Origin of the sequence: Marinobacter sp. EhC06 (assembly GCF_001650915.1) — a bacterium.
Taxonomy (GTDB): Bacteria; Pseudomonadota; Gammaproteobacteria; order Pseudomonadales; family Oleiphilaceae; genus Marinobacter.
On record NZ_LXYO01000023.1, the window covers coordinates 231,327 to 248,169 of the forward strand.

The window sequence follows — 16,843 nt, forward strand, 5'->3', positions numbered from 1 at the left end:
ACCGGTCAATGAAATCCATCAAAGGTCGACATGGTCGCAGGCCTCTGCCACTGCTATATTCCATGACTGACAAACACTTTTTCTTCGCCAGAACAGGGAGTTTTATGCAGGCCGAGCTGGTCGACATCCGCAATCACATGGCTCAATACCCGCCGTTTGACGAGATGACCGAGGAGCTGCTCGACAGGGTGGTTGGCGACATAGAGGTTGTCTACTTCAAGGCCGGGAGCCAGATCCTGGAACTGGGTGACCCGAGCAGCTGGCTGTTTTACGTGCGCAGTGGCGCCGTTGAAATCTATCGGCGAACCGGAGAACTCTATAACCGGATCAGTGAAGGTGAGGTCTTTGGCCAGTTTGGTCTTCTGATGAACAGGAAAGTGCGTTTCCCCGCCAAAGCCCTGGAAGACACCCTGCTATACAAGATCCCCTACGACACCTTCCAATACCTCTGGGAAAACGACGACAACTTCGCCGATTTCGTCGAGATTGAAGACCGCAGCCGCCTGCGCTCTGCGGTTTCCCGCCGGGAAAAATCCAACGAGCTGATGACGTCCAAGGTCACGCGGCTGATATCCCGGGAACCGGTTATGGCACCCTGCACTGTCCGGCTGCAGGAAGCCGCCCGGATCATGACTGAGAACGGTGTGTCCGCGCTGCTATTGATGGATGAGGAAGGTGAAAAACCTCGACTCCAGGGCATCATCACCGACCGCGACCTGCGTACCCGGGCCCTCAGCGAAGCACTGGCCTCGGAAACTCCCATCAGCGAGATCATGTCTGAAGACCTGATCACCATCCGCTCGAACATGTTCATATTTGAAGCCATGCTCACCATGTTGCACAACAACGTGCACCATCTTCCGGTGATGGACGGAGACGAGGTTCGTGGCGTGATTGCGCTGTCTGACATCGTGAAATACGAGAGCCAGAGCAGCCTGTACCTGGTCAGCAATATCTATCACCAGCAGGATGTAAAAGGCCTCAAGAAAATCAGCCTGGATGTGCGCGACAGCTTCGTGCGTATGGTGAACGAGGATGCCAACTCCCACATGATTGGCAGCGCCATGGCCGGCATCGGCCGCAGCTTTACCCAGCGCCTGCTGGAACTGGGTGAAGAGAAATTTGGGCCACCGCCGGTGCCCTACTGTTTCATGGCCCTTGGCTCCATGGCCCGGGACGAGCAGCTGGTGGTCACCGACCAGGACAACGCCATGATCCTGGACGACAGCTTTGTGCCGGAAGCCCACGACGAGTACTTCCGGGCGCTGGCCAAGTTCGTCAGCGATGGACTGGCCGAGTGTGGCTACTCCTATTGCACCGGCGACATCATGGCCACAAACCAGAAATGGCGGCAGCCTCTGAGCGTCTGGAAGGGCTATTTCACCGACTGGATCGAGAATCCAAAAGCCGAAGCCCTGCTTAACAGCAACATTTTCTTTGACCTGGATGGCATCTACGGCGAGACCGAATTCGCCGAGCAACTGAAGGCCCTGGTGGCCGAAAAAGCCAGCAACAGCCAGCGGTTCCTTGCAATGATGGCCCGCAACGCCCTGAACCGAACGCCGCCAATTGGCTTCTTCCGCACCTTCGTGCTGGAAGAAGATGGCAAGCAGCAGAAGACATTCAACCTGAAACGCCGGGGAACGGCGCCCCTGTCTGATCTGATCCGGATCCACGCCCTGGCCTGCAAATCCCGCGCACAGAATTCCTTTGAACGCCTCAAGGCCATTGGCAACACCAAGCTCCTGATGGAAGACGATCTTGGCAACCTGAGGGACGCCCTCGAGTTCATTTCCATTGTACGGATCCGGCATCAGGCCCTGGCGATAGAAGCCGGGCGGGAGCCAGACAACAATGTTCGGCCGGAAGACCTTTCACCCTTCGAGCGCAGCCATCTCAAGGATGCGTTCCAGGTGGTCAACAATGCCCAGAAATTCCTGAGATTCCGTTACAACGCCCAGGTGGCCCGTAATGTCTGATGCCTCTTCTGGCGAGCCGTCCGTTCACAGCCTGCCTTGGCCAGAGCAATACCAGGCCCTGGCCCAACAGAGCAAATCCCCGATCCTGAAAGCGTTTTATGAGAGCGGCTGTCCCTCACCCGATACGCCCATCTCAGAGGTCCGGATGCTGGCCATTGATTTCGAGACCACCGGGCTCGATGCCAGCCAGCACTCCATTGTCAGCATCGGTCTGGTACCCTTTACTCTGGACGGTATTCAGCTGTCCCAGGCAAAACACTGGGTGGTACGCCCGAAACTGCCCTTGCACCAGACGTCAGTAACCATCCACGGCATCACCCACAGCGACATCGACGAGGCACCGGATCTGGAAGAGATTCTGGGGGAGTTGTTCAGCTATCTGAACGGCCGCATCCCGGTGGTTCATTACCGGAACATTGAGCGCTCGTTCCTGGATGTGGCCCTGCGCTGGCGACTCGGCGAGGGCATACGTTTTCCGGTTCTTGATACCATGGCCATCGAAGCTCACCTGCATCCGGATCGCAACCCTTCCCGGTGGCAACGGCTGATGGGCAAGAAGCCGGTATCAATCCGGTTGGCCGACAGCCGGCTGCGTTACGGGCTGCCCCATTATGCAGCCCATAACGCTCTGATTGATGCCATTGCCACAGCGGAGTTGTTGCAGGCGCAGATAGTACACCACTTCAGCCGGGACACCCGGGTGGCGGATCTTTGGCTATGATGCGGGTGTCGGATTACGCTGCGCTAATCCGACCTACTCGTTAATCCAGCGTGCGTGGGTACTGCCGTTACTGGCTGGCCATGTCGGTTTCCGGTTTGACGTCATCAATCCACTTGCCATAGCCGGCCTGTTCCATGTCCTCCAGGGGGATAAAGTCCATCGCCGCGGAGTTCATGCAGTAGCGCAACCCGGTCGGCGCAGGGCCATCGTTGAAGACATGGCCAAGGTGGGAATCCGCGTGGCTGCTGCGGATTTCCGTACGGGTCATGAAGAACGAGTTGTCCTCACGTTCCACCACCGCGTCTGGTGTGATCGGCCGGGTAAAGCTCGGCCAGCCGGTACCGGATTTGTACTTGTCGCGGGATGAGAACAGCGGCTCGCCCGAGACAATATCCACGTAAAGCCCTGGTTTCTTGTTGTCCCAGTATTTGTTGTTGAACGCCGGCTCGGTGCCGTCTTCCTGGGTGACCTCGTACTGCATATCGGTCAGGCGCTGCTTGAGCACATCCTGAGCGGGCTTTTCAAAGTTTTCCGGATCGAAGCCACTGCCCATCTGACCGGATTCTGTGCTGGCGCTTCCATCGCCCACCAGGTCGTCACTGGCGTCCACCGTGGCATTCTCCTGGAACCGGGTGTAATCAAGCTCATAATCTTCGCCATACACCTTCTCGATAAACTGATAGCGGCCAGAGTTGAAGGTGTAGAAGTTGTAGCGCACCGGGTTCTTGTCGTAATAATCCTGGTGATATTCCTCGGCCGGGTAGAATTTCTTGAATGGCACGATTTCGATCACCACAGGTTTCTCGTAAACGCCGGAAGCCTCCAACTCTGCAACGGCCGCTTCGGCCAGGCGCTTCTGCTCAGTGTTATGGTAGAAAATAGCCGGTCGATACTGCTGGCCACGGTCCACAAACTGCCCCTGATTATCGGTCGGGTCCATCATCCGCCAGAGCGCCTGCAACAAGCCCTCGTATGTCATTTCGTTGGGGTCGTAATAGACCTGTACCGCTTCGGTATGGCCAGTCTGCCCCGAGGCAACCTGCTTGTAGGAGGGGCTTGCCTCTTTCCCACCAGAATAGCCCGAGACGACTTCCACCACGCCCGGCACCCGCTTCTCGTACCCGGCCTCGACACACCAGAAACAACCGCCAGCAAAGGTTGCCACGGCCAGACCCGGTTGGTCCGGTGCGTATTTGCTCATCTGCGACTCCGACTTTTCGGCAACCGCGTAGGTGGTGAACAGACCAGCTGCAGAGACAAGTGCCACTGCAGAAAACAAACCCAAAATCTTGCGTTTCATCAGACTTCTCCTTCACGTGATTCCATTCCTACAGCGTAGGGTCGTGGATTCACGAAAACGTTCACCAGGTGTTACGAATTCATAACGCTGTGGATTTTTCGCCGCCCGGCACGAAACTCTCGCCGGCCAGGGGCAGCCAGACGCTGAAAGCGGCGCCACCGGCATTGCGGACAGAGAGTTTCCCCTGTTGCAGCGACACCATTCTCTGGGCAATCGCGAGCCCAAGCCCGGCATGGCCTGTCCTCGAAGCGCCTGCGGCCTGGTAAAAGGGTTCGAAGACGTGTTCCAGGTCCGCCTCATCGATGCCGGGGCCAGCGTCCGCAACGGTAATCTCCGCACCGCCGTCCCGTTCGGAAACACTCAGTGTGATCTCCGTGTCCTGTGGCGAATGGCTGATGGCATTGCTGATCAGGTTATCCAATACCCGCTCGGTCATGGCGATGTCCGCCAGCACCTGGACCGGCGCCACGGAGACAATCGACAGGGCAACGCCTGCACGCTCCGCCTCCGGATGGTGTTTCTGCACCACATCATGCAAGAGCTCGGCAACCACAAACGGTTCCGTCTTCGGCTGCTTCTCACGGGCATCCAGTGCCGCAAGCTCAAACAGTTCTTCCACCAGGCGACCAAGCCGGTGGCTTTCAGACAGGGCCACATCCAGGAAGCGTGCCCGCTCCTCGGGGACAAGCGTGTCCTGTTTCAGGCGCAAGGCTTCAATGTAACCCTGGATGGATGCCAGTGGCGTTCTCAGGTCATGGGAGACCTGGGCAACCAGTTGCCGGCGCTGGGCATCCTTGTGCTTCAGGAGATCCAGCTGGGCGACAATCCGCTGTGCCATCTGATCAAACCGGGCGGCCAGGTAATCAATGTCATCACCCTTGCCGGCAACCGCCGCTGTGCTCTCCGAAGACATCCCCCGCTCAAAGGATTCCACCCGCTCGGTCAGCCGCGACAGCCGACGCGTCAGCAGCCGGAAAAAAACCAGGCCCGCCAGCAAACCGACAAACAGGCTCACGGCGAGCGCTCCGGCGCCCATCTGCAGAAGGCGGTTACTGTGCACCATGCTCTCTGCCAGATCGTATTCCTCCCCGCGCAGAACCACGTAAAGGTAACCCGTTGGATCCTCTGCCGATGGCACCGGCGTTACCGAGAAGACTTTTCGACGGTCGTGGCTGCGCGGGTCATCGCCGGGCAGCGGATAGGCTTCGGGGGTTTCAAGCAGGGTCCGAATGGGCTCCAGGGACACCCGGTTGCGCTTGATCTTGTTCGGGTCCGCCGAGTAGGAAAGGATGTTGCCGTCGGTATCCAGAAGATAGATCTCGATGCTGGGATTGATCGTCATGTACAGCTCGAAAAGCTGCTTCAAAGCGTCGCGGTTGAGTTCGCCATCGGTTACCAGGTTTCGGTCCGACACCAGATTGCGGGCAAGATCCCGGTTCAGTTGCTGGTTAACCGCGGCCGAGTATTCCCGCACCGAAGACAGACTCAGAAAAGTGAAGAGCCCGCCCACCACGAGCAGCAACAGGAACAGACCAATGGCCAGCCGAGCATAGAGGGTTCGGAATACAGACAGGGCCATGATCAATCCATGAACCGATAGCCAACACCCCAGACTGTCTGGACGTATCGGGGCTCGGCGGGGTCGGCTTCAATCTTGTTACGCAGGCGGTTGATGTGGGTGTTCACGGTGTGCTCATAACCCTCATGGTTGTAGCCCCAGACAGCATCAAGTAACTGTGCCCGGCTGAATACCCGGCCCCGATGGGACGCAAAGTGCCAGAGCAGGTCAAACTCACGGGCGGTCAGATCCACTTCCCGATCGTCCACATAAACCCGCCGGCGAACCGGATCAATTTTCAGACCGTCCACCTGAATCTCTTCAACGTCCTTGCTTGCAGACGAACCCTGAGAGAGGGCGTCGACCCGACGAAAAAGGGCTTTGATGCGGGCCGCAAGTTCCGCCACGCTGAACGGTTTTGTCAGGTAGTCATCCGCCCCCATCTCCAGGCCCAGAACCCGGTCCAGCTCCGTGCTCTTTGCGGTAAGCATCAAAACGGGCACATAGCCCGGGCAGGCACGTATCTCGCGGCACACCGCCAGACCATCCAGGCCGGGCAGCATCAGATCCAGGATCACCAGATCAATGCCACCCTCACGGAACCGCTCCAGACCGGTATCGCCCCTATCCACCAGAACGGCCTTCATGCCCAGATCCGACACCTGCATGCGCACCAGCTCACCGATGCCGGGGTTGTCTTCGATAATCAGTACCGTTCGCGTCATGGTCTCGTGGTTCATTGCCTTCGCCGCTGGCTTTCGTTGCTTTCAGAGCAGAGTGTAGGCGGAAAAGTTCACAAAACCATCACAGGGCCTCGAAACCGCGCGCATAGCCGGCTCCGGGTTTAGCCGTTAAAATGAATCCAAATTCCGGCACGAGGTTTCAGTGGCAGACAAGACCGTAACCAGGGCAACACCCGCCGACGCGTTCAAGCGGGCACGCCGCATGTGGCTGAAAGGTGAGCGCATTCACCTGGCACCGCTGGCTGATGAGCTCGGAATTGGCCGCGCCACCTTGTTTCGCTGGGTGGGCAACAAGGATCTGCTGATCGGCGAGATTCTCTGGTCCCTGTACGAACCCCTCTGGCGCCAGGCCATGGCGGAAACTCCCGGCATGGGAGTGGACTATATCGTCGGCGTGTACCGACGCACCAATTCCACCATCCTGCACTTCGAGCCGCTGCGGCGATTCATCAACCAGGACCCGGAATACGCCCTGAAGATCCTCACGTCATCGCAGTCGATCCTGCATACCCGAACGGTAGAGACCAACACCCGGATGTTGAAAGACCAGGTTGCGGCCGGGCATATCAAGCCGCCGATGAATATTTTCAGCCTGTCTTACTTCATGATCCGACTGGCAGAGTCCTGCCTGTACAGCGACATCATTGCCGGGCGGGAGCCAAGGGAGGCGGAATTGGAGGATGCCTGTACGGCTGTGCGGATTTTGCTTGGGGGGAAGGCCTAGGGCTTACAGGCTTTGGGGGCTGGCCCCGAGGCGGGGGTGTCTTTTCTTCTGGGAAAAACAACTCGCTTCGCTCAGACATTTTTTCCCGGCAGAAAAGACACCCCCACCCCGTGGCCGATCTAACTCTCAGGGCCACCGATCGGCAGCCCAGGCTATCAGCATTTACAGCTGCAAAGACCGGATTTCCAGAAACTCCTCCAGGCCCCACTTACCGAATTCGCGGCCAATACCAGAGTGACCGAAGCCGCCAAACGGCGCCATCGGGTTAAACGCACCACCGTTCACGAATACCTGGCCGGTGCGCAGCTTGCTGGCAATTTTCTTGGCCTTGGCGTCGTCGCCGGACCAGACCGCACCAGATAGCCCGTACTGGGTGCCGTTGGCGATTTTCACCGCTTCGGCTTCGTCGTTGTATGGGATCACGCACAGCACCGGCCCGAAAATTTCCTCCTGGGCGATGCGGCTGTCCGGTTTTACGTTGCCGAAGACGGTCGCCTTGACGAAGTAACCCTTGTCACAACCCTCGGGCGCCTCGGGCCCACCAGCAACCAGCTTGGCACCTTCCTGGATACCCAGTTTGATGTAATCGATCACCTTGTCGCGCTGCTGGGCTGAGGACAACGGGCCCAGGCGGGTGGTTTCTTCCAGCGGATTGCCCGGGGTCATTTTTGCCACGGCAGCGGCGGCCAGTTCGCAGGCTTCATCGTGCTTGTCGGCCGGAACCAGCATGCGGGTGAGTGCGGTGCAGGTCTGGCCGGAGTTCAGCAGGCAGTTGTTGATCGTGCCTTTGACGGCTGCCGCCAGGTCGGCATCCGGAAGGATGACGGAGGCGGATTTGCCACCCATCTCCAGGGCGAAGCGTTTGAAGTCATCGGCTGCGGCGTGGGCGATCAGGTTGCCGGTGCGGGTAGAACCGGTGAAGGACACCATGCGCACATCCGGGTGCTTGATCAGGGTGTCACCAACGGTGTGGCCATAGCCGCACACCATGTTGAACACGCCCTTGGGCAGGTCTGTGCCATCCAGGATCTCGGCAAGGATAAACGCCGTCTGGGGGGCGATCTCCGAAGGCTTGAGTACCACGGTGCAACCGGCCGCAATCGCCGGGACGATCTTCAGGATCACCTGATGCAGGGGGTAGTTCCAGGGGGTAATGCAGCCAACCACACCAACCGGGGCATATTGCACCTCGGAATTGCCGGACTGTTCGGTAAACGGGAAGTCCGGCAGCAGTTTCAGGTAGCTCTTGGTTACCGCGGCCGGCATACCGGCCTGGATCGGCGTGGCAAGTTTGATGGGCATGCCCACTTCCCGGCAGACGGTTTCGGCAATTTCCGGAGCGCGTTCTTTCAGGCCCGCGTGCAGCTGTTCCAGCACCTTGATCCGTTCTTCCAGGGTGCTTTCCGACCAGCTTTCAAACGCCGCATCGGCGGCGGCAATGGCCTGTTCCATCTCATCCGCGCCGGCGGCGGGCACCCGGGCAATCACGTCACCGGTGCCAGCTTCGTGAACGTCGATCATGTCACCGGCCCAGCTAACCCATTGACCGTTGATGTAGTTCCTGTTCAGCTCGTTCATGCTTCCCCCTTCATTCAAATACGATAACGCCTCGGGCGTTCTTGCCTGCCACCATATCATCGAACGCCTGTGCGGCTTCTTCTATGGGGTAGGTCCGGGTAACCAGTTCATCCAGCTTGAGTTTACCAGCCTTGTAAAGACCCAGGATCCTGGGGAAATCGTGCTGCGGCCTTGCCGAGCCCAGCCAGCTGCCTTTCAGGGTGCGCTCATCCGCTGGCAACGTCAGTGTGGTCAGCGTGGTCTTGTCTTTCGGATCCGCCACACCCACCACGACGGCGGTACCACCACGGCCGAGACTCTTGTAGGCCTGTTCGACCACCGGCCCGGCGCCTACGCATTCGAAGGCGTAGTCAACGCCGCCGGTCAGTTTCTTTACGGCTTTAGCTGCGTCTTCCACCTCATTGATATTCACGGTGTGGGTAGCGCCAAATTCTTTCGCCATCTCCAGCTTTTTGGGGTTGCTGTCCACCGCCACGATCATCTCGGCGCCAGCGGTGACACAGCCCTGGATGGCATTGAGACCAACGCCACCGATGCCAAACACGGCGGCGCGTGAGCCGGGTTCAAGCTTTGCCGTGTTGAACACGGCGCCCACACCAGTCATCACGGCACAGCCCACCAGGGCGGCGTTCTGCATGGGCACGGTTTCATCCACCTTGACGCAATTGTCCACGTGCATGGTGGCGAACTCGGCCATCACGCCACAGGCGCCGAAAACGTTCAGTGGCTCGCCGTCCGCACCCTTGGTTCTGACCGTGCCATCAGGCAGGTTGAACATGGCCTTGCGGGCGTTTTCGCACAGCACCGGACGGCCACGAACACACTGGCTGCATTTGCCGCACATGGAGATAAACGTGCTCACCACATGGTCGCCTTCCTTGAAGGCAGTGACGCCCTCACCGACTTCGACAACCACGCCGGCGGCTTCATGGCCCAATACAAGGGGAGGCGGATAGGGAATCTTGCCCGTGGTGGCGGACAGATCGCTGTGGCAAACGCCGCAGGCCGCGATCTTGATGGTGATTTCATCCCGCTTGGGGCCTTCCACCGTGATGGTTTCCACCTGAACGGGCTGCCCCCATTCCCGGCAGACGACTGCTTTGGCTTGTCTGTCCATGCTGATCCCCTTTTGGTGAACAAGGGGTCAGAAGAACGCTTTCTTCCGACCCCGATTTCATTCAGGCCGGCTTCACACCACTTCAAACAGGCCGGCAGCACCCTGGCCGCCGCCGATGCACATGGTGATCACCACGTATTTCGCCCCACGCCGCTTGCCTTCGATCAGGGCGTGGCCTGTCTGACGGGCGCCGGTAACACCAAAGGGGTGGCCGATGGAAATAGAGCCGCCGTTTACGTTCAGCTTCTCCATGGGAATGCCCAGGCGGTCACGGCAGTAAATCACCTGGGAGGCGAAGGCTTCGTTCAGCTCCCACAGATCAATGTCGTCCATGGTCAGACCATTGCGCTCAAGCAGGCGCGGAATCGCATACACCGGGCCGATGCCCATCTCATCCGGCTCACAACCCGCCACAGCGAAGCCACGGAAAATCCCCATGGGTTCAATGTTGTGCTTCTCAGCATAGGTGCTGTTCATCACCGTGCATACTGAGGCTCCGTCCGACAGCTGGCTGGCGTTGCCGGCCGTGATGAACTGCTCAGGACCACGTACCGGCTCCAGACCCGCCAGGCCCTCAAGGGTGGTGTTTGGGCGATTACACTCGTCACCTTTCAGGGTCACCTGCTTTTCACTGACCTCACCGGTTTCCTTGTCCTTGACCAGCATGGTGGCATCGAAAGGCACGATCTCATCGTCAAACTTGCCAGCCTGCTGGGCCGCTGCCGTGCGCTGCTGGGAAATCAGCGAGTATTCATCCTGGGCTTCACGGCTGACGTTGTAGCGCTTGGCCACAATATCCGCCGTCTCAATCATAGAAAGGTACAGCTCGGGCTTGTTCTTCATCAGCCACTCGTTGGTGGCGTGGAAGCTGTTGATCTTCTCGTTCTGCACCAGGGAAATGGACTCGACGCCCCCCGCCACCATGACCGGTACTTTCTCGGACACCACCCGCTGTGCCGCCAGGGCGATGGACTGCAAACCCGAGCTGCAGAACCGGTTGATGGAGAACCCGGCAGTAGTCACCGGCAGACCGGCCCGAATGGCCGCCAGACGGGCAATATTCCGGCCCTGGGCACCTTCCTGGTAGGCCGCACCCATGATGACATCTTCAACAATAGACGGATCAATGCCCGCGCGCTCAACAGCATGCTTGATGACGTGACCTGCCATATCCACGCTGTGTGTGTTGTTCAAAGAGCCCCGGTAGGATTTCGCAAGACCGGTACGAGCGGTGGAAACGATGACTGCATCAGACATAACAATGTCCTCAATTTTCGAAACATGTAGTTCGGATTAGGCGAGGCCGTAATCCGACATCGAGTTGATCGTTTACCTCTAGTTGTCGGATTACGGCTTCGCCTAATCCGACCTACGAGCTTAGAGATCGCCGAATTTCTTGCCTTCACTCACCAGATTTTCAAGCAAAGCCGCCGGCTCCCACTGCTCACCACCAACGGTATTCTGATACTTCTTCACGGCCGAAAGAATGGTATCCAGACCTTCCTGGTCGGCCCAGAACATCGGGCCGCCACGATAGGCCGGGAAGCCATAGCCATAGATCCAGACAATGTCGATATCCAGCGGACGATCGGCAATGCCTTCCTCGAGGATCTTCGCACCCTCGTTGATCATCACATACACGCAGCGCTCGAGGATTTCCTGATCGGTAATCTCCCGGGGCGTAATCCCCTGTTCCTTGCGGAACTGCTCGATCAGCTGTTCCACTTCCGGATCGGGAATCGGCTTGCGGCTGCCTTCCTCATACTTGTATACACCCGCCTGGGTCTTCTGGCCAAGGCGACCCTGCTCCGCAAGCTTGTCCATCCAACTGGCCGGGATATCTTCACCGGCCTTGCGCCGTTCTTCCCGGATGCGATAGCCGACATCGATCCCTGCCAGATCGGACATCGCGAACTGGCCCATGGGGAAACCAAGATCGGTCAGCACCTTGTCGACCTGCTGCGGAGAAGCGCCCTCGTCTACAAGCGACATGGCTTCGGTGCCGCGCTTGTGGAGCATCCGGTTGCCGACAAAGCCGTAGCAGTTGCCCACCATGACACCGACTTTCTTGATCTTCTTGGCAACCGCCATCACCGTGGCTTTGACCTCATCGGAGGTCTTGCTGCCACGCACGTTCTCCAGCAGCTTCATCACATTGGCCGGGCTGAAGAAGTGCATACCCACCACGTCTTCCGGACGATTGGTGGCAGACGCAATCTCGTCGATATCGAGGGTTGAGGTATTGGACGCCAGAATCGCACCCGGCTTGCAGACCTCATCAAGCTTGGCAAAGATTTCTTTCTTTATGGCCATGTTTTCGAACACCGCCTCGATCACCAGGTCAACGTCCCGGAAATCGTCGTAGGTCAGGCTCGGGGTGATCAGCGCCATCCGCTGTTCCACCTGCTCCTGGGTCAGCTTGCCTTTCTTGGCGGAGTTCTCGTAGTTGCGGCGGATAATAGCCAGGCCCTTGTCCAGGGCGTCCTGTTTTACCTCAACGATGGTGACCGGAATGCCCACATTGACAAAGTTCATGGCGATACCGCCACCCATGGTGCCGGCGCCGATAATGCCAACGCTCTTCACCTCACGAACCGGCGTATCCTTCGGCAGTCCCTTGACCTTGGAGACCTCACGCTCGCCAAAGAACGAATGAATCAGGCCAGCGCGCTGGGGTGATTCCATGCATTCCATGAACAGTTCCCGCTCGCGCTTCATGCCCTCGTCAAAAGGCAGGTTGAAGGCCGCTTCCACGGCATCGACACACTTGAACGGGGAGAACAGACCCCGGGCCCGCTTCGTCAGCTCGTCACGGAACTGGTCAAAGACATCGCTGCCCTTGTCCGCATCGATTTTGTCGGTGATATCGCGAACACGACGCACCGGCTTGCCTTCATCAACCACTTTCTGCGCATAGGCCATGCCCACTGCACGGATATCGTCGCCTTGTTCCACGGCATCGAGAATGCCAAGGGCCAGGGCATCGTTGGCGCCGACAAACTCACCGGTGGTGATCATTTCCAGCGCTTTCCGGGCGCCGGTCAGGCGCGGAAGCCGCTGTGTGCCGCCAGCGCCAGGCAGAAGGCCCAGCTTCACTTCTGGCAGGCCCACCTTGGCGCTGCTGACCGCAACCCGGTAGTGGCAGCTCAGTGCGGTTTCCAGACCACCACCCAGGGCCGTGCCATGGATCGCGGCAACCAGCGGCTTGTCGCTGTTTTCAAAGGTATTCACCAGTGACGGCAGGGTTGGCTCCTGCATGGGCTTGCCGAACTCACGGATGTCGGCACCGGCGATAAACGTGCGCCCTTCGCAAACCAGCAGTAGCGCCTTGGCCTCTGCATCCTTTTGCCCCTGCTCCAGGGCTGCGAGCAGACCGGAGCGAACAGCCTGGCCGAGGGCGTTTACCGGCGGGTAGTTCACGGTAATAACGCCGATGTTGCCTTCCCGGTTATAGCTAACGACCTCAGACATGATTTCTCCTCGCATTCTTTCTGAAATGTGGTTTTAACTAGCGAAACATGCGTACGATTTAATACAAGTTCGTTGGTGGTTTCAACCACCCATTAAACTACAGGCACAAAAAAACCGCAGGGGTTCCTCTGCGGTTTCTTGGTTTGGAGTTTGTCGGGAGGTGGCTTTTAAACTCCCAAGGATTCTATATCGCCTGCCAGCATCGCCAGCTGGTGGGCAATGGAACCCCGAAGCTTTTCAGCCGGCACCAGGTAGGACGGCGCGGCACAGGTCAGGGCCATGATGGTGCCGTCCTGCAGGTGAATGGGCACGCCGGCGGAATTGATGTTGCGGTCCCACTCGCCGATGGACAGGCAGAAGCCGTGTTCCTTGTAATCTTTCATGGCCTGATCAAGGCCTGCCTTTTTCTCTGGCCAGTCGTCTCCAAATTTGGCGGCCATAGCGTCGTCGATTACCAGGCGGGCCTTGTCGCTGATGGCACAGTAGTAGGCGCGGCCGGCAGAGGTGGTGGCCATGGGCAGCTTCAGGCCGATATCCATGCGCAGCAGGGAGGCTTCCGGTGGCAGGCGGTTTTCCACGTAGATCATGTGCAGCCGGTCCCGGCAGGTCAGGCCAACCGACATGTTGGTCTGGCGGGCGAACTCGTCCATGTAGGGCTTGGCCAGCTGGCGCACCTTGAGGTTGGACACGTAGGCATAACCGAGTGCCAGCACCCCGGAACTGAGCTGGTATTTCTCCAGCTGGGTGTTGTAGCTGAGGTAACCCAGCTTGGTGAGGGTGTAGGTCATCCGCGACACGGTCGGCTTGGGCAGACCGGTGATGCGGGCGATGTCCTGGTTCCCCAGGATGACAGGACCCTGGCTGAAGGCGCGGAGCACGTCCAGGCCGCGGGACAGGGCCTCGACAAACTTGCGGTCTTTTTCCGGCTTCACGGGCTCACCGTCAGTGGATGCCACTTTCAGCTCAGGTGAGATCTGCTTTTTTCCTGCCATAATGGGACGTCCTCCAACCGCGTCGCCCGCTCCGGTAACCGGTGTATTAATTTGATGAATAACTAAAGATGCACCATTTTAATCGCTGCAGAAATCAAGTACCAGAAAGTCTTTTCAAAATTCGTACCAAATATGAAACACTTGGCACTTATGTTTCAAATTGGGAATCGCAAGGCGGTACTGTATACCGACTTTTCCGAATTAAACCGATTTTCTGTTCTGCATTGCAAAACAAACTAGCAGCCATCAAACCCTGTGGCGACCCCCGGAGGCAAAATGAAGATTCTTTTTGTGGCAGGCGACCCGAAACCCGAGCGCTGGACAGGACCCATCAAAGAACTCTTGCCGGAAGCGGAGATTTACGTCTGGGATCCGGAGGGGCCGGCTGTTGACGCGGATTACGCCATCGTGTGGCAGCCCCCTGAGGCGCTATTCGAGCGGGAAAAGCATCTGAAAGCGGTGTTCAATCTGGGGGCGGGTATCGACGGCCTGCTCAAGGTTGCCAACCTGCCGCAAGACCTTACGATTGTGCGCCTGGAAGATGCAGGGATGTCGGTGCAGATGGCGGAGTACGTGCTGCACCAGTTGCTGGAAGCCAGCCGCGAGATGGAAACCTACCGGGAGCAGCAGCGCCAGGGCGTCTGGAAGATTCATCGCCCGATAAAGCGCAGCGAATGGCCGGTGGGTGTCATGGGGCTGGGTCATATCGGTAAACGGGTCGCCCGCACCCTGGCCGATCTGGATTATCAGGTAAGTGGCTGGGCCCGCGGAAAGCACAGCGTGGAGGGCGTTAGCACCTACGCCGGCCCGGACCAGCTGGGCGACTTTCTGCAATCCACCCGTGTTCTGGTGAACACACTGCCCCTGACCGACGAAACCCGGGACATCATCAACTATGATCTGCTGAGCCAGCTCCAACCGGGTGCCGTGCTGATCAACGTTGGCCGGGGTGAACATCTGGTTGAGGACGACCTGCTTCGGGCGCTGGACGAGGGCAAACTGCTGCGTGCCTCGCTAGACGTGTTCCGCAAGGAACCCCTGCCGGAGGGGCACCCATTCTGGCAACGGAAGGAGATCACCATCACTCCGCACATCTCGGCACGGACCCTTCGGGATGCCACCATTGAGCAGATCACCGGCAAGATCCGGGACCATGCCGCCGGACGCGCTATCTCAGGGATCGTGGATACTGACCGGGGCTATTGACCCGGTGCCAGCCAGGCCACCAGCGCTGTCAGGACCAGAAGCACTGGCAGCGCTATCAGCGCAAACAGACCATTCCATCGAAACGCCACAACCCATCGGGAGATCTGACCGAACCGGGACAACAGCATGACCGAGGGGCCAAAGGGCGACAGCATCATGGCCAGGGAAAAGCCTATCACCAGGGCCACGGCAACGGGCAGCAGTTCCATTCCCTCGGCCACCAGCTGGGGCAGCAAACCGGCCTGGACACTCAGAACCGTGATGGGAATGATGCCGATCATGGAGAACATGGGCAGCATCAGCATGCCAACAACAGCGACCAGGAAAACGCCGCCACCAGTGGCGACCAGGCCCGCAAGCGCATCCGCCGGAATGACCGCAGACAGCGCAACACCAAGAATGGCCGAGGCGGCGAAAATGGCCATTTCATTCTGCATACCCCATACCTGGCCAGCACCTTCCTTGAGAACCGGCATAAGCTCCCGTTCCTGCCACAGCATGTAAACCAGTGTCACGGTCGGCACCGATAGCATGGCTGCCACCGACACCTTGAAGCCGGTCGTCGCCACCAGGCCCGCCATCACCGTGAATACCAGCAGGATGAGGAACAGTAGACGCCCGGTGCCCGGGAGCCAGCCCTCTACGGCGATGCGTTCACTGCTGACCTTGCGGAACCGACGCTGTTCCAGCACCCAGCCAATCAGCACCATCAGAATCGCTGCAACCACTCCAAATGGCAGCAGCTGAGACCAGCTCAACTGGGGGAGTTCCCGAGTAAGAATGGCAACAGCCACGCTGGTAGGCGCCACCAGAGGCACCAGGGCAAAGCCTCTCAGTGCACTGATCAGAACACTGCGCAACCACTGGAGACGGGACTCGCCGGTAATTCCGCGCTCACGCAGGGTTTCGGAGAGGCTTCCACACAGAAGGTTCATCATGCCAAAGCTCAGAACCGTGGCAACGCCACAACTGACCAGGGCGTACTTGGGATAAAGCAGAATGGGCTTGCCGCCCAGCAGCACATCGTGAATCCGCCGCAAGACTTCGAACCGTCGCACCAGGCACTGCATCATGCCCAGGCTGCCCAAGAACGCGGAATAGAACGCCGCGTCGGATGCAGCCTTCAGCAACTGCGCGGTGTCCAGAGAACCACGCCAGGCGAGGCCTCCCAGCACCACAAGGGCGACAACCAGGAGCATCCGGGCATACCCCTGCAGGCGCCCGGCACCCACCAGAAAGGCGGCAACGAACATCAGGCCCGCCAGGGCACTCAGTTGCCGATGTTCCAGACAGATGGCCACCAGCTCTGTAACTACGGCCAGGGAGACCAGCCACTGCAGCATGCCGCTCACAACAGGGTCACCTGGTCAGGTTTGAACACTGCTTGCATTTCCACAACACCCGGATTAGTCTTTCAGGAGCAAATTACAAAACTCTGTTTCGCTTAATGAAAC

General features: G+C 58.7%; 13 protein-coding genes. 4 read left to right on the top strand and 9 right to left on the bottom strand.

Going from position 1 to position 16,843, the window contains the following annotated elements; translation table 11 throughout:
• Positions 1-104: 104 nt before the first annotated feature.
• Both A8B84_RS11075 and A8B84_RS11080 read left to right on the top strand, forming a co-directional pair.
• The gene (locus A8B84_RS11075) at positions 105-1,979 is read left to right on the top strand and encodes a putative nucleotidyltransferase substrate binding domain-containing protein (RefSeq protein WP_064229245.1); all 1,875 of its coding nucleotides are present in this window, start codon (positions 105-107) and stop codon (positions 1,977-1,979) included.
• Positions 1,972-2,700 carry a 3'-5' exonuclease gene (locus A8B84_RS11080; protein WP_064229246.1) on the top strand — a complete coding sequence of 243 codons (729 nt, stop codon included), beginning with the start codon at positions 1,972-1,974 and terminating at the stop codon, positions 2,698-2,700. The genes A8B84_RS11075 and A8B84_RS11080 overlap by 8 nt, the downstream gene beginning before the upstream one ends.
• 67 nt (positions 2,701-2,767) lie before the next feature.
• Here A8B84_RS11080 and msrB read toward each other — a convergent pair whose 3' ends face one another.
• The 3 genes from msrB to A8B84_RS11095 form a co-directional block, all read right to left on the bottom strand.
• On the bottom strand, positions 2,768-4,000 hold the full coding sequence (gene msrB / locus A8B84_RS11085; RefSeq protein WP_064229247.1) for a peptide-methionine (R)-S-oxide reductase MsrB: 1,233 nt from the start codon (positions 3,998-4,000) through the stop codon (positions 2,768-2,770).
• 79 nt (positions 4,001-4,079) lie between these two features.
• Positions 4,080-5,579 carry an ATP-binding protein gene (locus tag A8B84_RS11090; RefSeq protein ID WP_064229248.1) on the bottom strand — a complete coding sequence of 500 codons (1,500 nt, stop codon included), beginning with the start codon at positions 5,577-5,579 and terminating at the stop codon, positions 4,080-4,082.
• A 2-nt stretch (positions 5,580-5,581) separates the two neighbouring features.
• Positions 5,582-6,283, bottom strand: coding sequence for a response regulator transcription factor (locus A8B84_RS11095; RefSeq protein ID WP_064230064.1), 702 nt, complete (start codon positions 6,281-6,283; stop codon positions 5,582-5,584).
• A 160-nt stretch (positions 6,284-6,443) separates the two neighbouring features.
• Here A8B84_RS11095 and A8B84_RS11100 point away from each other — a divergent pair, with 160 nt between their 5' ends.
• Positions 6,444-7,025: a QsdR family transcriptional regulator gene (locus A8B84_RS11100; RefSeq protein ID WP_064229249.1), complete on the top strand. Its 582-nt coding sequence runs from the start codon at positions 6,444-6,446 to the stop codon at positions 7,023-7,025.
• Positions 7,026-7,187: 162 nt separating this feature from the next.
• On the opposite strand, the gene A8B84_RS11105 is transcribed toward A8B84_RS11100, so the two are convergent.
• From A8B84_RS11105 to A8B84_RS11125, 5 genes are all read right to left on the bottom strand, one after another.
• A complete protein-coding gene (locus A8B84_RS11105) occupies positions 7,188-8,603 on the bottom strand; it encodes an aldehyde dehydrogenase family protein (protein ID WP_064229250.1) in 1,416 nt (471 codons plus the stop codon).
• A 10-nt stretch (positions 8,604-8,613) separates the two neighbouring features.
• A complete protein-coding gene (locus A8B84_RS11110) occupies positions 8,614-9,720 on the bottom strand; it encodes a zinc-binding dehydrogenase (protein ID WP_064229251.1) in 1,107 nt (368 codons plus the stop codon).
• Between the two features lie 72 nt (positions 9,721-9,792).
• Entirely contained in the window at positions 9,793-10,977 is a 1,185-nt protein-coding gene (locus A8B84_RS11115; protein ID WP_064229252.1) for an acetyl-CoA C-acyltransferase, read from the bottom strand.
• Positions 10,978-11,097: 120 nt separating this feature from the next.
• The gene (locus tag A8B84_RS11120; RefSeq protein WP_064229253.1) at positions 11,098-13,191 is read right to left on the bottom strand and encodes a 3-hydroxyacyl-CoA dehydrogenase NAD-binding domain-containing protein; all 2,094 of its coding nucleotides are present in this window, start codon (positions 13,189-13,191) and stop codon (positions 11,098-11,100) included.
• Positions 13,192-13,358: 167 nt separating this feature from the next.
• A complete protein-coding gene (locus A8B84_RS11125) occupies positions 13,359-14,183 on the bottom strand; it encodes an IclR family transcriptional regulator (protein WP_014579059.1) in 825 nt (274 codons plus the stop codon).
• Between the two features lie 276 nt (positions 14,184-14,459).
• On the opposite strand from A8B84_RS11125, the gene A8B84_RS11130 reads away from it, so the two are divergent.
• Complete coding sequence (locus tag A8B84_RS11130) at positions 14,460-15,389, top strand: 2-hydroxyacid dehydrogenase (RefSeq protein WP_064229254.1); 930 nt, start codon at positions 14,460-14,462, stop codon at positions 15,387-15,389.
• Here A8B84_RS11130 and A8B84_RS11135 read toward each other — a convergent pair.
• Complete coding sequence (locus A8B84_RS11135) at positions 15,383-16,732, bottom strand: hypothetical protein (protein ID WP_201257897.1); 1,350 nt, start codon at positions 16,730-16,732, stop codon at positions 15,383-15,385. The genes A8B84_RS11130 and A8B84_RS11135 overlap by 7 nt on opposite strands.
• Positions 16,733-16,843: the final 111 nt, after the last annotated feature.

Coding starts and splice junctions, on each gene's coding strand:
- A8B84_RS11090 (WP_064229248.1), bottom strand. CDS start 5,579: ATGGCCCTGTCTGTATTCCGAACCCTCTATGCTCGGCTGGCCATTGGT.
- msrB (WP_064229247.1), bottom strand. CDS start 4,000: ATGAAACGCAAGATTTTGGGTTTGTTTTCTGCAGTGGCACTTGTCTCT.
- A8B84_RS11115 (WP_064229252.1), bottom strand. CDS start 10,977: ATGTCTGATGCAGTCATCGTTTCCACCGCTCGTACCGGTCTTGCGAAA.
- A8B84_RS11120 (WP_064229253.1), bottom strand. CDS start 13,191: ATGTCTGAGGTCGTTAGCTATAACCGGGAAGGCAACATCGGCGTTATT.
- A8B84_RS11130 (WP_064229254.1), top strand. CDS start 14,460: ATGAAGATTCTTTTTGTGGCAGGCGACCCGAAACCCGAGCGCTGGACA.
- A8B84_RS11110 (WP_064229251.1), bottom strand. CDS start 9,720: ATGGACAGACAAGCCAAAGCAGTCGTCTGCCGGGAATGGGGGCAGCCC.
- A8B84_RS11075 (WP_064229245.1), top strand. CDS start 105: ATGCAGGCCGAGCTGGTCGACATCCGCAATCACATGGCTCAATACCCG.
- A8B84_RS11135 (WP_201257897.1), bottom strand. CDS start 16,732: ATGCTGCAGTGGCTGGTCTCCCTGGCCGTAGTTACAGAGCTGGTGGCC.
- A8B84_RS11080 (WP_064229246.1), top strand. CDS start 1,972: ATGTCTGATGCCTCTTCTGGCGAGCCGTCCGTTCACAGCCTGCCTTGG.
- A8B84_RS11125 (WP_014579059.1), bottom strand. CDS start 14,183: ATGGCAGGAAAAAAGCAGATCTCACCTGAGCTGAAAGTGGCATCCACT.
- A8B84_RS11095 (WP_064230064.1), bottom strand. CDS start 6,283: ATGACGCGAACGGTACTGATTATCGAAGACAACCCCGGCATCGGTGAG.
- A8B84_RS11105 (WP_064229250.1), bottom strand. CDS start 8,603: ATGAACGAGCTGAACAGGAACTACATCAACGGTCAATGGGTTAGCTGG.